The 17,569-nt window shown below is 33.7% G+C and carries 18 protein-coding genes; 8 read left to right on the top strand and 10 right to left on the bottom strand.

From position 1 onward, the window contains the following. Positions 1-301 precede the first annotated feature (301 nt). Positions 302-2,146 (bottom strand): right-handed parallel beta-helix repeat-containing protein, encoded by a 1,845-nt coding sequence (locus tag METBO_RS07365; protein ID WP_013645068.1) that lies wholly within the window; start codon positions 2,144-2,146, stop codon positions 302-304. 478 nt (positions 2,147-2,624) lie between these two features. On the opposite strand from METBO_RS07365, the gene METBO_RS13215 reads away from it, so the two are divergent. The 3 genes from METBO_RS13215 to METBO_RS07375 all read left to right on the top strand — a co-directional run bounded on the left by METBO_RS13215 (position 2,625) and on the right by METBO_RS07375 (position 3,554). After that, positions 2,625-2,765, top strand: coding sequence for an NAD(P)H-dependent oxidoreductase (locus METBO_RS13215; protein WP_083804472.1), 141 nt, complete (start codon positions 2,625-2,627; stop codon positions 2,763-2,765). A gap of 211 nt (positions 2,766-2,976) precedes the next feature. After that, complete coding sequence (locus METBO_RS07370; protein WP_013645069.1) at positions 2,977-3,264, top strand: ArsR/SmtB family transcription factor; 288 nt, start codon at positions 2,977-2,979, stop codon at positions 3,262-3,264. 2 nt (positions 3,265-3,266) lie between these two features. Continuing rightward, positions 3,267-3,554, top strand: coding sequence for a hypothetical protein (locus METBO_RS07375; RefSeq protein WP_013645070.1), 288 nt, complete (start codon positions 3,267-3,269; stop codon positions 3,552-3,554). Positions 3,555-3,771: 217 nt separating this feature from the next. Here METBO_RS07375 and METBO_RS07380 read toward each other — a convergent pair whose 3' ends face one another. Together METBO_RS07380 and METBO_RS07385 are read right to left on the bottom strand one after the other, a co-directional pair. Then, positions 3,772-4,443, bottom strand: a complete 672-nt coding sequence (locus METBO_RS07380) for an ABC transporter ATP-binding protein (RefSeq protein WP_013645071.1) — start codon at positions 4,441-4,443, stop codon at positions 3,772-3,774. Beyond that, positions 4,436-5,602, bottom strand: a complete 1,167-nt coding sequence (locus METBO_RS07385; protein WP_013645072.1) for an ABC transporter permease — start codon at positions 5,600-5,602, stop codon at positions 4,436-4,438. Before METBO_RS07385 ends, METBO_RS07380 begins: the two co-directional genes overlap by 8 nt. 251 nt (positions 5,603-5,853) lie before the next feature. Here METBO_RS07385 and METBO_RS07390 point away from each other — a divergent pair, with 251 nt between their 5' ends. The 3 genes from METBO_RS07390 (at position 5,854) to METBO_RS07395 (ending at position 6,711) form a co-directional block, all read left to right on the top strand. After that, entirely contained in the window at positions 5,854-6,180 is a 327-nt protein-coding gene (locus METBO_RS07390) for a DUF2769 domain-containing protein (RefSeq protein WP_013645073.1), read from the top strand. A 103-nt stretch (positions 6,181-6,283) separates the two neighbouring features. Further along, entirely contained in the window at positions 6,284-6,433 is a 150-nt protein-coding gene (locus METBO_RS13615) for a hypothetical protein (protein ID WP_158304898.1), read from the top strand. A gap of 89 nt (positions 6,434-6,522) precedes the next feature. Continuing rightward, on the top strand, positions 6,523-6,711 hold the full coding sequence (locus METBO_RS07395) for a hypothetical protein (protein ID WP_013645074.1): 189 nt from the start codon (positions 6,523-6,525) through the stop codon (positions 6,709-6,711). 89 nt (positions 6,712-6,800) lie between these two features. Here the strand turns inward: METBO_RS07395 and METBO_RS07400 are convergent, their stop codons facing one another. The 4 genes from METBO_RS07400 to METBO_RS07410 form a co-directional block, all read right to left on the bottom strand. Beyond that, entirely contained in the window at positions 6,801-7,541 is a 741-nt protein-coding gene (locus METBO_RS07400) for an MBL fold metallo-hydrolase (protein WP_013645075.1), read from the bottom strand. Between the two features lie 107 nt (positions 7,542-7,648). Then, a complete protein-coding gene (locus METBO_RS14060) occupies positions 7,649-7,777 on the bottom strand; it encodes a hypothetical protein (RefSeq protein WP_265101207.1) in 129 nt (42 codons plus the stop codon). A gap of 146 nt (positions 7,778-7,923) precedes the next feature. Next, the gene (locus METBO_RS07405; protein WP_013645076.1) at positions 7,924-9,339 is read right to left on the bottom strand and encodes an MFS transporter; all 1,416 of its coding nucleotides are present in this window, start codon (positions 9,337-9,339) and stop codon (positions 7,924-7,926) included. Position 9,340: 1 nt separating this feature from the next. After that, on the bottom strand, positions 9,341-9,790 hold the full coding sequence (locus tag METBO_RS07410) for a MarR family winged helix-turn-helix transcriptional regulator (protein WP_013645077.1): 450 nt from the start codon (positions 9,788-9,790) through the stop codon (positions 9,341-9,343). A gap of 560 nt (positions 9,791-10,350) precedes the next feature. Here METBO_RS07410 and METBO_RS07415 point away from each other — a divergent pair. Both METBO_RS07415 and METBO_RS07425 read left to right on the top strand, forming a co-directional pair. Next, entirely contained in the window at positions 10,351-10,899 is a 549-nt protein-coding gene (locus METBO_RS07415) for a flavodoxin family protein (RefSeq protein ID WP_013645078.1), read from the top strand. Between the two features lie 1,135 nt (positions 10,900-12,034). After that, a complete protein-coding gene (locus METBO_RS07425; protein ID WP_013645080.1) occupies positions 12,035-14,032 on the top strand; it encodes an Ig-like domain-containing protein in 1,998 nt (665 codons plus the stop codon). A gap of 177 nt (positions 14,033-14,209) precedes the next feature. Here the strand turns inward: METBO_RS07425 and METBO_RS07430 are convergent, their stop codons facing one another. The 3 genes from METBO_RS07430 to METBO_RS07440 all read right to left on the bottom strand — a co-directional run bounded on the left by METBO_RS07430 (position 14,210) and on the right by METBO_RS07440 (position 17,340). Beyond that, positions 14,210-15,067, bottom strand: a complete 858-nt coding sequence (locus tag METBO_RS07430; protein ID WP_013645081.1) for an Mrp/NBP35 family ATP-binding protein — start codon at positions 15,065-15,067, stop codon at positions 14,210-14,212. Positions 15,068-15,540: 473 nt separating this feature from the next. After that, positions 15,541-16,143, bottom strand: a complete 603-nt coding sequence (locus METBO_RS07435; protein ID WP_013645082.1) for an SOUL family heme-binding protein — start codon at positions 16,141-16,143, stop codon at positions 15,541-15,543. A 93-nt stretch (positions 16,144-16,236) separates the two neighbouring features. Further along, positions 16,237-17,340, bottom strand: a complete 1,104-nt coding sequence (locus METBO_RS07440; RefSeq protein ID WP_013645083.1) for an Asp23/Gls24 family envelope stress response protein — start codon at positions 17,338-17,340, stop codon at positions 16,237-16,239. Between the last annotated feature and the right edge of the window lie 229 nt (positions 17,341-17,569).

The raw sequence follows: 17,569 nt of genomic DNA on the forward strand, positions 1-17,569 counted from the left end.
GGCTGAAATTTGTGGTCTGATCTATAAGATCAAAATTATCAAAATTATCAAAAAATGCATTTTTTATTTCTTCAAATTTTGAATCGTTCATAATATCACTGTCAATATTTAACTTTTATTTTTTGTATTCAATATTTTAGAAAAAAATATGAAAAAATGTTTGTCTATCAATAAACGAGCGAACCTAGAATTATTCTAATAATGAAATATTTCCATTTAAATATTTTAGAAAAAAATTGAAAAAAAAGGGAATAATATTATTTTTTGGTTATTATGTTTACCCATTTAAATTAGATTTCGTCTAATTCACTGTTATGTCCTGGCTTAATGTTTCGTCATCTACATTGACATTAACCGTAGCAATAGTTTCAAATATTGTGGCGGTATAGGTTGATTTTGCAATACCATTTTGTGTTGTGGTGTTGGTGGGATTTACACTTCCCTGTCCGCTTAACATGCTGAAAATTACAGGTGTACCGTTTGCTATATATCCTCCAGTGGTTTGTTGGTTTAAGTTATTCCAGGTTAAATCTGCAGTTAAAACAGACCCTGAAGAAGTTAGTGGCATACTTGTATTGAAAGTGAGCACCAACCACTTTGTAGGAGTCACAGTACCATTTGTAAGAGATAAAAAGTCAGGATTATTGGAACCCCACCAATTATTATCAGCAATAAAATTTTTGTTACCATTCGTGTAAATAGCATTCCCACCAATATCTGCAGTGTTGTTATAAAACCTATTAAAAACTGTATTAACGGCACCATATCCCCAGTAGGTACCATATTCATTGTAGATAGCACCGCCATACTTTGTTGCACTGTTATTTGTGAATGTGGAACTTGTCAAATATACTGTACAACCATGTGCAGTGTAGATGGCCCCGCCACTCTGTGCTTTGTTGCCTGTGAATGTGGAACAAGTCACATTTAAAGTACCCATATTACTGTTGCAGATAGCTCCACCACTACCTGTTGCGTTGTTATTTGTGAATGTGGAATTTGTAACATTTAAAATAATAAGTCCATATCCATTATCAGTGCTTATGGCTCCGCCATTTGGTGCTGTGTTGTCTTTGAATGTGGAACCCTTCACAGTTATAGTATTACCAAAATCAAAGATGGCCCCACCACTACGAGATTGTGCAGTGTTATTTGTAAATGTGGAATCTTTCACATATGTTAAAGGAGCCGCCCCACTACAGATACCCCCTCCACCCAGTATTGCGCTGTTATTTTTGAATGTAGAACCAATCACAGTTAAATTACGACCCTGGTTGATGATAGCTCCTCCAAACTGTCCTGCGGTGTTGCCTTTGAATATAGAACCAGTCACAGTTAAACCGTAACTACTGATGGCCCCACCATTATATGATGTGTTGTTGTAAAAAGTGGAACCACTCACTTTTGTTAAACCACCACCAGTACAGATAGCCCCTCCATTACCATAATCCTTTTGATATGCACTGTTGTATATGAATGTGGAACAGGTCACAGTTAAATTACCCCCACCAAAGATGGCTCCACCAATCTCTGCGGTGTTGTGCTTAAACGTGGAATCTGTCACCTTTACAGTACCACCATTATAGCCCATGGCACCACCACCTTGATATGCGGTGTTACCTGTAAACGTTGTACTCTTCAATGTTAAATTACCTGCATCATTCCATATGGCCCCACCAATTTGATTTGCAGTGTTGCCTGTGAATGTTGAACACGTCACAGTTAAATTACCTTTATTGTAGATGGCCCCACCCGTCGTTGTTATATTTCCATTGGTTATTTTTAAATTTTTTATATAGACATTGCATCCAGGGTTAATAAAGAATATCCAGTTGATTTTCTGTCCATTGATAATGGTTTTGGTTTGGCTTCTACCAATAACAGTAACGTTCTTGTTTATTGTGATTTTAGTATTTCCAATACCACTGTACGTTCCATTTGCGATGCATAATGTTCCTTTATCTTTAAGATTAGTTATTCCCTTTTTAATGGTGTGATATGGATGGATTATGGTACCAGTACCTGATATGTCACTTCCCGTTGTATTCACATATACAGTGTTACTTGCAGCACTGACCATGGACAATCCAGATATTAAGGTTAAACTAAGAAAAAACAAAAGAAATATTATCTTCCCACATTGCATTTTTTTTATTCCCCCATACAATAAAATAAACTTTTAATCAACTGTGAATCCCTAATTTTTTTATATAATTTTTTGATAAAATGATATATTCAACAACTTATTAATACAATAATCGTAGAAACTGTGGGACTATACTTCAGAATTAATACCTGTATCTGCTTTACTAAACATATATCTAACCCTGAAATCTTACTATTTTCACTGCTTTCATATTAGGAGTATAATCTGCAATCCACTTTATCATGACCCTAATCATACTAGGATGTAATGTGTGCAGTGCCACTTCATTCCTGTTTCAAAATTCATGTTTGGATTAATTTAGAAATTAATCAAAGAAACAAATAGAATTGATCTAGTTAGATTGTAGTACATTTTATGAACTATGAAATACTCTTCACATTTTTTTTTAGAAAAGAATATTAGAAACGTTCCTAGATACACGACATGTTTAAAGTAAATATTTTTTTAGATGTAAAATTTGAAAGTTTTAGGATTGGTTGGAAGTCCGAGAGAAGGTGGAAATACTGAGATCATGGTTAAAGAAATATTGGAAGGATCTTCTGAAATAGGAGCAGAAACCAAGATTTATGATCTGAACAAACGATGCGAAATTATTTAGTAGTTCTAAAGTGTTACAATGATGATTTCTTAGAGGTTGCTTCTTAGGAAATAAATAAAAAAATTACCATTACATCCCATTTTTAATCTTATTTTGAACATATACCAGTTTTAGTTATCATTGAACTATTTAAAATTTTAGTGAAAAGGTTAAATGTAAAAGTTTAAGTATATATAGATCATAGTTATAACTATAAAGATGAGGGGTAATCTTGAAAGAAACTGTGTTGTGGTTGTTAACTGGAAGTAGGGGAGGAAAAAATAGGGTTAGAATTATTAATTTAATATATAAAAAACCTCTTAATGCCTACAGAATTTCAGAAGAGCTAAATTTAAACTACAACACTGTTAACTATCATCTAAAAATATTAAAGGAACACAAGCTGCTCTATTGTAATAAAAATGTGAAATATGGTGCACTATACTTTGTTACAGATAATATGAACTCTTGTCGTGAAACGTTTGATGAAATATTGGAAAATTTAAATTTAGAGGAATAACCATGGATGGATTATTGCAGATGTTAAGTGTCAAAGTAGACATGATTGTATCTGCGGGCAGTGTTTTAACTCTTCTCGCACTAATTATTATTTATTTAAAGAATTATAAAACTTTTAAAACCAAATTCAGCCTTGCAATTCTATTATTTGTTTCATTATTTTTTATGGAAGAATTGATCTACACAGTATCAGTATTCAATGATCCTAGCATTTCAATAAGTCTACAGACATTAATAAACATAATTGAACTCATAGGCTTTTTAATCATTTTATCAGTCGCAAGATACTAAGTAGGCTGGAACATTAATAACATTAGGGTAAAGAGACTCCAATAACTTCAAAATCAAAGTCAAAAACCTATAATCTCAGAAAATCGGCAGTTAATAGGTTTAAAACATTTGAGAGAGCATAATAATCTCCATTAATTTTTATTTTTTTTGATTTCTACCCAGTAATTTAAAAAAGAGAAATGGAAAGGTTAAACTGGATTTTAATATTCTCTTAGGATTATTCTGTACCTAGATCTATTTTTCCATCTACTATCTCTATGGATTCATCTGTTTGTTGGGCTATTTTTGGGTCGTGTGTTACAATTATGAGTGTGGCTCCCATTTCCCTTTGATGGTGCTGGAGCAGGTTGAGGATAAGTTCTCCGTTTTTAGTGTCCAGGGATCCTGTGGGTTCGTCTGCCAGTATAATTGGAGGATCGTTTGCAAGTGCTCTTGCAACAGCTACACGTTGTCTTTCACCACCTGATAAAATATTCGGCTTTTGAACGGCTAAATTTTCCATGTCCACCATTTTTAAGAGATCTAATGCCCTTGTTTTCATGGTTTCAGGGGACAAACCCGTGCCGTACATGGCCATCTCAATGTTTTCCCTGGCACTGATGGTGGGTATTAAATTATGTAGTTGGAAGACAAATCCTACTTTGCTGCGTCTAAACACATTTATATGTTTTATTTTTGATGTGTCCTGTCCATCTATTATTACTTGTCCGTTGTCTGGCGTGTCTAAAGTTCCTATCATGTTCAAAAGCGATGATTTTCCTGAACCTGAGGGACCTGTTATTGAAATTGAAATACCCTTCTTTATGTCCATATTTATATCTTTTAAGGCATGTGTCCTGCCTTTATCGTAGGTCTTGTTTAAATCTTTGATGGTGATTATGTTATTCATACTTTAGAGCCTCCGTTGGATTTAAACGTAGCACACGGATCATTGGTATTAAGCATCCTAAAACAGGCATGAGTAATGATGCTCCGAAACTGAGTAGTACTGTGTAGAGGGCAACTGACAGGTTGTCCCTGATCAGATCAGCTATGTTCACGTTGAACTGTGGGGCCAGTACCACCAGTAAGATGGCCATGATAACTGCTGCAGCTATCCATGCTAGAATGAGCTGTACAACTGATTCTACCATGATCATTCCCATAACCCTTCTGTTTGACCAGCCTATAGCCTTTAACACACCAATTTCTCTGGTACGTTCGCTCACAGATTTTAAAGTAGCAATCATCATTATAATTGCACCCAATCCTATGAAGAAGCTGGTTAAGTAGAATAAAAAGCTTTTTATGCTGTTTATCAATGCATCTCCAACAACAACATGGTACTGTGGGTAAGTACTGTTAATACTTGTTTCTACTTCATCTAATTTGCCGTTGTTCGTTTTAAGATATATTGAATTGAATTTTAAATCTGTTGAATTGAATAACAGGTTGTTGGCTTCTTGTATCTGCACAATTCCATCGATATTTCCTGTGTCCTTAATTATTCCCACAACTTTAAAATCTGAGTTTAGGGTTCGGTTGGTGACCTGGACCGTAGGATTTGTTCCATTCATGTTTGAAATCTGGTTTGAGGATAGTGTGGAAACATAAAATGTGTCCCCTACTTTTTTATTAGTTCTGTTGGCTGTTTTTTCTGTTAATATGATTCCTGTGGAACTGTTATCCCAATCTCCACTTATGAGGTTAATATGTCCAATTCCAGGAATATCCGTGTTGTTAAGTAGATTAGATCCATAAAACCCGTTTAAATTATATGTGTTGTTTTGGTTATCTGAAATTACATAACCTGAAACACCCACGGCACTTTGAACATCTTTAATTCCGGTTAGATTGTTCAGATCCCCTGTGGATAAGTATCCATCACTCAATACACTTAGATCTGCACCTCCGCTGTTGAACATTTCACCGAATAATTTTGTGCTGTAAACTGAAACACCCACACTCGCTGTTACGGCTATCACACCCAAAACTAACAAAATTACGATGAAAATAGTTCTTAATTTTGTTCTAAAAGGATTTTTAGCTGCAAATGACAAAAAACTCATAAATCAACCTCCTACCGTTAATAAAAATAATTTTTTTAAGTTACTGTTTTTTATTTCCTTTGTACTTTTTAATGTAAAAGTTTAACTATAAAAAAGTGAGCATAAGATAATTTAAAAGCTGACAATTTTTAATAAATGATCTGTTTAGTTAGGAAACAAACAAAAAAATATAATAATTTAGGATGCAATAAAGTGTAATAAGTTGTTGAAAAAATAATTGTTTATTAAATGTAGTATATGGGGTGTGATCCATGACCATAGTTGATTACGATAAAAAAAATCTGGAAAGATGCTTGTGTGTAAAATGTCCTGTTCAGATGGAAAGTGTATGTGCAAACGAAAGAAAATTAGGCGTGTTAGATTTGCTTAAAAATTTGAAAGAAAATGATTTGATGCCCGAACCCACGCATATTGCAGGATTATACTGTTCAATTGGAAAATCCACCTGTGCAGATATAGACACAGATCAAGAGTGTCAGTGTGCTAAATGTCCAGTCTTTAAAGAATACTCACTTAAAACTGGTTACTACTGTAAGTTAGGTAAAGAAGAAGATATTTTAAAAAATGATGTATTGTAGAAGGGTAGGAAAAAGGAAATTGCCCTGAAATAATTCATAGATTCTTACAATCCATATTTACTTTAATACAGGAGTGAGTTTCTTTACAGATAAATAGAAGAAAATGTGGACCCGAACTTGTCCAAACTGGGAGATCATAAGATTGAAAGATGGTGAAGAGATACTAAATTCTCTAGAAGAAATTTCAAAGGAAATATCCATTTTCAAAGGAGAAGAGTTGGTAAATTTCACAAAGAGAATAAAAATTCTTTAAAGGAGTATACATTAACATTTAAGGTATTAAATGGCCTTGATATATCCAGTACTCATGATATAATTGTTATAGCAAACAATCTGAAAATTTTGAAACATGACAATGTATTGAGTGATGTTTTTTACAATGTGGAACCTGAAAAAATTATTGGAAAAAAACTCATTGAGTACGAAAATTGGCAAACTGAAAGATTAGCTGATACAGGAAATTTATCAGGCCCCCAACCGAATCTAACTTTGATATTTGAGGATGGTTACTACATGGAAAAGAAAGAATAATTCGTTGAAGGTTTATTAATTAAATAAATGGAAATAATTTATTAAAAAAATAATTAATGGCATTTAACCTATTTTCTGATTCTGTACAGTTATATGCTGTTTGATAACTCCTTTAACATCTGGTTTGGATCATTTTTAAACAAACCCGTATGATACGCTATCACATTTTCTATATCAAATTCACCAAGCTTTTCAAGCCAACCATTAATTATTATAAGTTCCTTTTTACTCATAGCATCTCTATGTGTTACAACAAGCTCATTACCCTCAATATTTAGGGCATCTCCAACAATAAGACTTTTAGATTCTTCATGGTAGAGACAGATGTGTCCGGGTGTATGTCCTGGAGTGTGGATAACTACAATTCCCCCACCATAATCCAGTTTGTCACCATCAGATAATTCCCCATCCACCTTTACAGAGGTGTTTTCAACCATGTCCAAAACCTTTTGTTGTTCATCCTCAGGTAACATCTTTATACGTTCCTTGATATTAGAATTCTTAAACCTCAAAATCGGTTTTTCACCCTGGATGTAAGATTTTTCTTCACTGTGGGCCAGAACCTTAACATCACCCAGTTCATCCACTATGCAGTTAATCCCACATATATGGTCAATGTCCTGATGTGTGACCAATATTGTATCTATCTTATCGAATGGCACACCTGCTTTATCCATTTCATCTTTAATTAAAGACTTACTGTCTGATATTCCTGCATCGATATGGACTACATGTTCATCATCCCAGATAACTGTAGGGTATATGGTTCCATGTGTTCCCATAAGTTTCATGGGTACTTCTAACATTTCAATCTTATCTGCTATTTTCATTTTACATCACTCCATTTCTTTAGAGAAAATTTCAATATTCCATTTAATCTTGTTCTTCTAAAATCCCTTTCTTTTATTCAATCTTAGCTCTACTGCTTTATTATATCTTAGAAGTCATTTCCTTCCATATCATGGGAAAATTCTTTTGAATGTTCGGGTATGTCAATTTTGGGGGAGGTATAATTCTTTGCATTTCCCACATTCAATGCATAATCCTGCGTATGATGGATTATCACTCATAGTTCCACCTAAAACAGTTAGGTATAGGTAGTCTGGCGAGGAATTATCATACAGTCTCAGGATCCAAAACCTAGAGGAGATATTATTTGACCATTACTTGTCTTTTTCATCTGCATGATCCTCACATCCCTATAAATTTTTTTTAAGACTCGGTAATTTTATTCATTTTTATGAACTGTGTCATGATTAAACCTACAAATAACAGTATACCCATCGCGTATATAGAATCTAACATACCAGTGGATAGTTGTTCAACATTTAAAGCATTGGCTGCCCCCATGAGTAGGATGAGACCAAATATGGCTGTACCTACAGATGAGTTTAAGTTACTGTTGGTACTTCTAATTGCAGAAGCATCAGGTTGTTTATCATGCTTTATTTCTGAAAATGCATAGGTAGAACCATGGGGTGCGATGATACCGATTCCCAGTCCAATCACTGCCATTCCTATTATCATCTCTATAAAACTTGGATTGGAACTGAAAGCATAGATGAGGTAACCAGCTCCAATTAAACAAACTATAAAACCAATGCTTATGATATGGCGCGGGTGGAATCTGCCTGAAATTCTGCCAGTTGTGAAGGTTACAAAAAACATTGGAAGGGCCATTGCAGCAAATAGATAACCTGTTAGTAAAGCACTGTATCCTAAAACTGACTGTACAAAAACTGGTATAACAAAACGAATCCCACTAACTACGGAACCATACAGAAATAGGAATATGTTGCCCAATGCAAATGATCTGATTTTAAAAATCCTAATATCAACCAAAGGATGTTTATCATTCTTTATTCTACTTCTTTGATCGTAGAAAAATACTGCTAAAAGGATAATTCCTGCCAATATTACATAGGGGCCAATATACAAAGTGGAAGGGTCGTTGAGTAATATTAAACCATAAACCAGTAAAAATATACCTAAAGCCGAGTTGATTCCACCCACAATATTAATATCAGACCAGTGCATGGTTGCAGGGAATGATGGTATGTGCCTTGAAAATACTAATATTAGGAGTATTATGATGAATTCTAATCCGAATGCATACCTCCAGCTTAGATAAGTGGTTAAAAATCCACCAATAAAAGGTCCAACAACCAGTCCAAGAGATCCTATAGAACCTGATAAACCCAGTGCAGTGGCTCTTCTATTACCGGTGTAACTTCCAATAACTATGGAGTACATTGATACCCACATCAATGCCCCGCCAGCACCTTCCAGTACGGACCATCCTATGAGTAGCATGGTGCTGTTTATGCTTAAGGCTGCAATGAAATTACCCACACCAAAAATAAACGCACCCAAGAGAAAGGTTTTTCTTCTGCCTAAAACCTTCTGTAACTCACCACTAAGCAGGGTTAAACTCGCTAAAACCAGAGAATAAACAACAATAATACTCTGAATAGTAACTACGGTGGTGTGTAGATCATTAACTAAATTCGTTATTGCCACATTTAAAAAACTGATATCTATACTGATTATAAAAGCTGCCAGGGTGACAATTATTAAAGGAAACCAACCTACATTCAACTGCTTTTTAACTACCTCTTTTTCATTCAATTTATATTACTCCCTGAATTTTTAAAACAGTATTTTTTATAGTTTCAATACTTTTACCCAGCTCTTCAAGTTCATCAGGACTGAGTGGATTTAATAGTAGGTTTAAAGCTTCTTTAACAGTTTTATTAGAATTATGAATAAGATCTTCCCCCTCTGCTGTCAAAGCAATCCTGAGTACTCTGCGGTCATTTTCATCTGGCACCCGCTCAAGCAGACCATTGTTTACTAACTCATCAATTCTAGGTGTTATTTGGGTTTTTGAAATGTTCAAGGTCTTGGCTAACCCTGACATTGAGAGATTATCGTAGTTTTTAATCGTTACAAGCCAGAAAAATGTCTTCATGAACTTTTTATCAGATAAATTCGTTAGTTCCCTGTTAAAAATTTTAATATAAATTATTGAATCTTCCAACATCTCCTCGATCAATTTCTCAGATTTTTCATCTTCCATTTTAAGATCTCCCAATTTTTTTAGACTGTATATTGTACTATTCCTTGTAATTAAATAGTGCATTTTTATGAACTATTCATTAAACTTAACTATACATAATAATGTACTAATAGTATTTAAAGGTTTAGAATAACAGAATCTAAAAAATTTTAAAAGGCTATTCATCGAGATAAACCAAAAAACTAGTCGGTACTAAGGTTTAAAAACAAATAGAAATGAAATGGAAAAGATTAGTAATTTTAAATAAAAAAAAATATTTCGCTGTCCAGCAATAGATCTAATACACTTAAAGCAGATATATCTGGACCTAATACCAATACACTTCTAATAAATCAACATAAAAATCAAGTTTTTATCAGTACAGGTTTATTCGATTCCCAAATACCAATGCTGTCATTGTTTTTGGATAAGAAGTTATTGTGTTGTAAGTGTCACTCTGAGTGTTGTATGATCCCTTGACAATATCTTTTATACAAGTACTCCTATTATAGAAAAGAATATTAGAAATGGTTGTAGATACTGTAATTGTTTAAAATAATTATTTTTTCGGAGGGATAAATTTGAAAGTTTTAGGACTTGTTGGAAGCCCAAGAGAGGGCGGAAATACTGAGATCATGGTTAAAGAAATATTGGAAGAATCTTCTGAAAATGGAGCAGAAACCAAAATTTACAATCTGAACGAACTCGATATCAAGCCATGCCAGGCATGCATGCACTGTAAATCCCATGATGGTGAATGCAAAACCGATGATGATATGCAGATACTTTATAAAGAAATGGCAGAAAGCGATGCCTTTGTACTCGGTTCACCAATATATATGTGGCAGATGACTGCACAGGCCAAATTATTCACAGACAGACTTTACGCACTCATGGGTTTCCCAGAAAAACTAGGTGAAACATCATCTGCACTGGTTTTTACCCAGGGCAACCCAGATGGAGATCTCTTTGAAGATTACATAAATTCCACAAAACAGGTATTTGACCTTTTAGGTTATCCAGTTAAGGGCTTGCTTGTATCAGCAGGGGATCAGACACTCGGAGATGTTAAAAACAAGGAAGACATCCTCGAAAAAGCCAGGGAAATAGGTAAAGACCTGGTTAACTAAAAATAATCTTTCAAATTGAAAGGAGTTAAATTTGTTCCCCAAAAGGAATAAATAAACAACTTCACTCTTTTTTAAATTTCATTTTAAGTTTTTCATAAGTTTACAGTATTTTAAGTGAATCTTTAACAATTTCATTAATATTCATGTTAATCCGAGTTCCTTTTACATAAACATGAAATTAAACAACTATTTTAAATATTATTTATCCAATATCTATTTTATACATGCTTCAAAAGATATTAATGTTGCACAATTTAAATTGCTAAAAAATTTAAGATCATTTTGAGTTTGTAGTTGGTTGAAATCTTGATGAGTAACTCCACGGAATTTAAAACATTATTAGGATTAATAACCATCGTAGCGGTATTTTTTGTGGTAGTAATTAATGGCGACAGTCAGATCTATGGATATGCCTTGATCAATATATTTTATTTTTTCATGGCCGTTGCTTTTGTCATTACACTTGTATGGTACTTGTTGCGAAATAAATCAAAAATAACAATCAGGAACATAAAAAAAGAGTGTTACGATTATATAAACGCATTAAAAAATGTTAGGAAACTGCCAGATAGTTGTAGGAATACTGTTTTAACGAATTACATATCACTGATCTTAATTTTAGTTGGATTAATACTTAATATAATTGCCCATTTATTAGATGGAACTGTGAATGAGAACTGGGTAGGCATGCTAACCGTTATTATATTATGCATTGGATATCTACTCTTTTTTTATACACTGGTTATAATGGCTATTAAAATGAAAAAAATTGAGAATAAACCGCTGCTACAAATTCATTCTAATTGGATCTGGCGGATTTTCATAGTTTATTTATTCCTAAATTTCATATTAACAATATTTATTTGAAGATTTTGGCCATATTTCAAGCCTTATCCATCCTTTTTTGGATATTATAATCCACAATTCAATAAAGTATAATTTTCATTTTATATTTTTGAATTTATTATTATCGGAAGATATATGTTTCTAAAGAGTTAATATCCTTAAATTGGATATAATTAAACATTTTATGGATTGATTTGTTTTTTTAGTTTAAATAATAGTATAATGGGGAGGTATAAAGATAAAATACGAAATTAGCAAAGGATATTCTAAGATTTTATTGTTGTTATTATTGGGTATTTTTCTATTTTCAGTGGGTGTTGGTAGCGTAAGTGCAGCTACCACAGTGAATAATAGCACGATATATGTTAACACTGCAGGAAGCGACACTTCAGATGGGCAGTCCGCAGTGTACAATGGCACAAGTGGTCCGAAAAAAACAATAAAAAATGCCACGGGAACTGTAGCAAACCATGGAACAATATACATCAGTAAGGGAACCTATAAAGAATATAACATAACAATCAACACCAATATGACCATTATAGGCGATAACCAATCTAACACATTCATAGACGCACAGGGACTTGGCAATATTTTCAACATAACACCGGGACTACACATCACACTCATAAACCTGACACTAAAAAATGGAAACAGCACAGATTTTGGCGGTGCAATTAATAATCCCGGTTCAGATGGTATTTTGAACATTACCAACTCCACATTCAAGAACAACACCGCAAATGTTGCAGGAGCCATCAGCAATGAGGGTACTTTAACTGTGACCAACAGTACATTTAACAGTAACAACGCAACTGAGGGTGGTGGAGCTATCTTCAGTAGCGGCAAGTTAACCATTGAAAACAATATATTCACCAACAACTATTCAAATTATGGTGGAGCACTTTACTGTTCCGGAATTGTAACTGAAACCAATAATATATTCACCAATAACTCAGCCACAAGTAGTGGTGGTGTAATTTACATTAATGGTAATTTAATTAGTATCAATGATAAATTCGAAAACAACAACGCAGCAAACGGAGGAGTCATCTACAACGATGATACTGTTACATTTATCAATGATCAAATCACCAACAACACCGCAGCAAACGGAGGAGTCATCTACAATAATGGTGCTGTAACTGTTATCAATGATAAATTCATAAACAACACCGCAGCAAACGGAGGAATTATCTACAACTACAATGGAAGTTCAATTGTAACTGGTTGTACAATCACCAACAACACATCAATAAGTAACGGTGGAATTATCTACAATGATGGTGGTAAAGCAGTTATTGGATTTAATTGGATTGTTGGAAATTCAAATATGGTAATTTACAGTACTGGTGGTTCTGTTAATGCTAATCTTAACTGGTGGGGATCAAATAGTGATCCTTCAGTTCATGTGAATAGTAATGTGGATTTAACATCATGGTTAGTTTTAACAATTCATGCAAACCCTAGTGCAATTCCAAATAATGGTAATTCAACCGTAACAGTTGATTTACTACACAGCAATACAGGAACTCTTTTAACTGGTAATCTTCCAAGTGGTATACCTGTGACATTCACAACAAATTTGGGTACCATGGGTAGTTCTGCATCCTTAACAGATGGAAGTGCACAATCCCAATTAAAAAGTGGTTCAAAAGCTGGTACTGCAACCATCTCAGCAACAATAGACAATCAAACCGTAAAAACACAAGTCATAATAAAAGACACCATACCACCAACAGCCAGTGCATCACCTAAAGGGGGATTATACAACACCACAAAAACTGTAACACTTAAAATGAGTGAAGCAGGTAAGATTTACTACACATTAAATGGAACCACACCAACATCTAATAGTACGTTGTACACCAAACCCATCTCCATAACAAAAACCACGACACTAAAATATTTAGCCATGGACCTAGCAGACAATAAAAGTCCAGTTTACACACAGAAATATACCATAGACAAAACAGCACCTAAAGTATCATCAACATCTCCAAAAAATGGTACAACAGGAATATCAAAAACCTCAACAGTAACAATTAAATTCAATGAAAACATCCAAACAAGCACAAACATCAACAAAATAACCATCAAAAACCAAACAACAGGAAAATATATAACAGTAACTAAAACCATCAAAGGAAACACACTCACCATCAAAACCACGAAAAAATCAGCAAAGACATGGTACACAATCACCATACCCAAAGGTGCAATTAAAGACATTGCAGGCAACAACCTAACAGTAAATTACAGCTTCAAATTCCAAACAGGGAAATAAATTAAATTCTTTCTCTCCTTTTTTTATAAATCAACATTTTAATAATTGCCTACTCTTCGATCAACGAATTTCAAATAACAAATTCAAACTTAATAAGAATAGGTAGTATAAATTTATACAATCATTTGAATACTCACCACAAAAACCAAAAAAAATAAATTGTTTAATTATTGGAGATCACTTTTTTTTGATTACTGTTTTCTCAATATAATTAGCAATTTCTGATATTTTTATGGCTATATCTGAATTTGGATCTTTGATAACTATGGGAGTTCCTGTGTCTGATGAAACTGGTGTTTCCACATTTAATGGTAACTTTCCAAGGAAGTGTACATCCATTTTTTTAGCCATTTCTTCTGTGTTTCCTGAGCCGAATATAGGAACTTCTTCATTACAGTGGGGGCAGATAAATCCGGACATGTTCTCAACAATACCAATTATTGGAACTTTAGAATCCAGAACAAGGTTTATACCCTTTCTTACATCTTCTTGCACAACTGCCTGGGGAGTTGTGACCAGGACTACACCATCCAATGGTACTGATTGTAATATTGTTAATGGTTCATCACCTGTGCCTGGTGGATTATCTATGATCAAAACATCCAGATCTCCCCAGTTAACTTCTGATAAGAACTGTTTTATGACTCCAGTTTTCTTAGGTCCCCTCCAGATAACTGGTGAATCCAGTGAATCTAAAAAAAATCCTACGGACATGATCTTGATGCCTTCAGTTTCAACGGGTTGAATACCATCAGATGTGAATATTAAATGTTTTCCTTCCACTCCGAGCATCATTGGAACGTTGGGACCATGAATATCAACATCCATAATACCTGTTTTATAGCCTTTCTTTGCAAAGGCAGCAGCCAAGTTAACAGCAATGGTAGATTTACCTACTCCTCCCTTTCCACTCATTACAGCAATCTTATGTTTAATTTTACTCATTCTTCTTACAATGTCCACTTCTTGCTGCATCAATTTAATTTTATGTTCCTCTTCTGCACTATATTTAAGTTCTTTTTCTTCAGTTGCCATAATACCGCCAGCCTTTAATTATATCCTGTTATTTGTCAACAAAATCAACTAAATATTTACTAACCTTTTTCTACCATTTATCATCTTTAGATGAGCTTTACAACATGAACAAAGTAAAAAAACTTCAATAAAACTGTACTGTAAAATAAAAGTGATCATTTGTAACATAATTTAATAGAATTATGCCATATAAAATATCAAATAATGATAATATTGCGATGGTTAAAGGAGAATTGTATCCAAATCTCCTAAAACTTTCATTAATCAATAATAAAAAGCTTTTCAATCTTTTCACTACTTATATTATGTCCTGAAACTTATTTATAATTTTCATATCCTCGATATCACACTAAATATTATAATAAATTTTATCAAACAGTTTATTCAATTTGGATGGGTAACATGTTCTAAATAACACCCATTTTCTATTTTTAATAATTATTTGATTATTTTAGGAAGTTTTGTCCATTCCTTTAGATTTCAACCATTATTTCATTTCTTCTTAGAAAACCTGGCACTGCTGGATGGTTGTACTGTGCCACCACGAAATTTGATTCTGGTTGAATATTATTTTCTTTCAGCCATCTCTTCATTTCTTCAATCTTTTCAGCAGCTAACTTCTCTTTGACCCTGCCTTTAAATTTTAATACAGCCATTTTCTCTTCTTTTATTTCTTCAAACTTAATTCTTTCATCTTCAGGTTCAGGCAAAGCTTCCATAGTGTATTTAGAGGGCATTACAAAGGATATTCTATGTATATTCCCATTTTCTTCTTCAGTAACAGGTGTGGTCATTTTGATCTTTTCTGATTCTTTTAAAGATTCTTCTGTTACTGGTGCAGTCATTGGGATTTTTTCGGATTTTCTTTTTTCTTCTTCAACAGGAGCAGTCATTTCTATACTTGAACGTTTCTTGTTACCTCCAAAAATGTAGTTTGCAAGTACTGAAAACCCCATATTCATCGCTTCATTAAATGGTGCTTCTATATCCACATGGGCCAGTATATGATCTCCATATTTTCTTATTTCAAAATTTCCATCCTTACTTTCAACTTCGTATGCCAAGGTCTCGACCATAACAAATCATCTCCCACTTTTTTCATTATTAATAATAATCCTCACCAAAAATCTTTTAAAATGATGCCGGAGTCTCGGATTTCAGCCATATGTTTAGTAGGGTGTTTCCTTAAGTTTCTCAATACTTCGCGGTTTATTCCTCAGTTTAAGCCATATAAATATTATTAATGCTATTAACGCCGCTAGTCCATAGAGAATTATAGGAATCCAAAGGAATTCCAGTCGAAGCAGGAAGGATGGATCCCTTCCAAATCCATAGGGTGCTGGAATATATATGAATGCAACGAGAAGGATGTAAGCAGCAGTAACAAGGAATTTGACATTTCTTTTCACATTCAATGCATACATATAGGTAAATACAAACATGAAGGCGAATCCTGAGAAGAACATGGGCCACATATCTGTATTTCCGAAAAATAGTGTGTTGTAGAATGCTACAAATAGTGCATGGATTGCTACCCAGCTTTGGAGGATTACAATCCATCTGAGATCCAGATGAACTTTGGTGTAGGCCAGTGCCATCTGGGTAAATAAAAGGAACATGAAGAAGAATCCTGTAAGAAGCTGGGGATCTGTGGCCATGGGATGGAACCAGAATGTGTAGATCAAAGCCCATGATATTATGTACATGTGAGTGTGGCGGATGAATTCTGTCACTCTTGCAGTAAAGGGTTTTCCTGCTTTTTTTCCGAGGAATAATCCCTGAACTGGGTTAAGCAGTACTAATGCTATGGCCAGCATCAGAATAACAGATCCTTGACTGGTTATTATGGGCACATCCTGTGCTAATCCATCAAACCAGATATGAGTCTGTATTAAGTGTAGGAATATGAAGAACACTGTGATTGACAAAACTGCGACATTGTATTTGGTTAAATCATAGGTAGGATTAGTTTTCTCCTTGGTTAGATTTTTTTGAGCCCAATATATGGCTCCCCAAATTAGCAGTTGGTTAGCTATGTAGAAGCTCCATACAATTACCATGGTCCAGAAATTTCTGTCTGGAAGTTTCCAATAGTAATGGTTGATATTGTTCAATGGTAGTAGTGTAACTGTAAAATGGTTAAGATTCGGCCCTAGAAACCATATGAGTACGGTGAATAAAAAAGCAAAAATAATCGATCCAAACCAGACATAAATTGCAGTTTTAGACCTATTATTTGTAAGTCTCTCTTTAAAATCTGTAAAACCTTCCATAAAATCCATCCCCCATAGATAGAACCCTTAATTAATAGTATTTGGTTTTATTAGAGCCTTGACTTAATTATAATAAATTTTCATATAATTCAAGTTTTTTTTATGTATTACTAATATTATATGATGAAAAGTTTATTTATATTTATAAAACTGTTCTCAGTGTTGAATTCTGTTATATTGATTAAATTATTTCAAAATTGGTATTTAATATTGAAACCCCTTAAATGTA

The organism is Methanobacterium lacus, from assembly GCF_000191585.1.
In the GTDB taxonomy this organism is placed as follows: Archaea; Methanobacteriota; Methanobacteria; order Methanobacteriales; family Methanobacteriaceae; genus Methanobacterium_B; species Methanobacterium_B lacus.

Bases quoted from the DNA above. Each gene is read 5' to 3' on its own strand.
- METBO_RS07365 (WP_013645068.1), bottom strand. From the start codon at position 2,146: ATGCAATGTGGGAAGATAATATTTCTTTTGTTTTTTCTTAGTTTAACC.
- METBO_RS07375 (WP_013645070.1), top strand. From the start codon at position 3,267: ATGGATGGATTATTGCAGATGTTAAGTGTCAAAGTAGACATGATTGTA.
- METBO_RS07380 (WP_013645071.1), bottom strand. From the start codon at position 4,443: ATGAATAACATAATCACCATCAAAGATTTAAACAAGACCTACGATAAA.
- METBO_RS07385 (WP_013645072.1), bottom strand. From the start codon at position 5,602: ATGAGTTTTTTGTCATTTGCAGCTAAAAATCCTTTTAGAACAAAATTA.
- METBO_RS07390 (WP_013645073.1), top strand. From the start codon at position 5,854: ATGACCATAGTTGATTACGATAAAAAAAATCTGGAAAGATGCTTGTGT.
- METBO_RS13615 (WP_158304898.1), top strand. From the start codon at position 6,284: ATGTGGACCCGAACTTGTCCAAACTGGGAGATCATAAGATTGAAAGAT.
- METBO_RS07400 (WP_013645075.1), bottom strand. From the start codon at position 7,541: ATGAAAATAGCAGATAAGATTGAAATGTTAGAAGTACCCATGAAACTT.
- METBO_RS07410 (WP_013645077.1), bottom strand. From the start codon at position 9,790: ATGGAAGATGAAAAATCTGAGAAATTGATCGAGGAGATGTTGGAAGAT.
- METBO_RS07430 (WP_013645081.1), bottom strand. From the start codon at position 15,067: ATGGCAACTGAAGAAAAAGAACTTAAATATAGTGCAGAAGAGGAACAT.
- METBO_RS07435 (WP_013645082.1), bottom strand. From the start codon at position 16,143: ATGGTCGAGACCTTGGCATACGAAGTTGAAAGTAAGGATGGAAATTTT.
- METBO_RS07440 (WP_013645083.1), bottom strand. From the start codon at position 17,340: ATGGAAGGTTTTACAGATTTTAAAGAGAGACTTACAAATAATAGGTCT.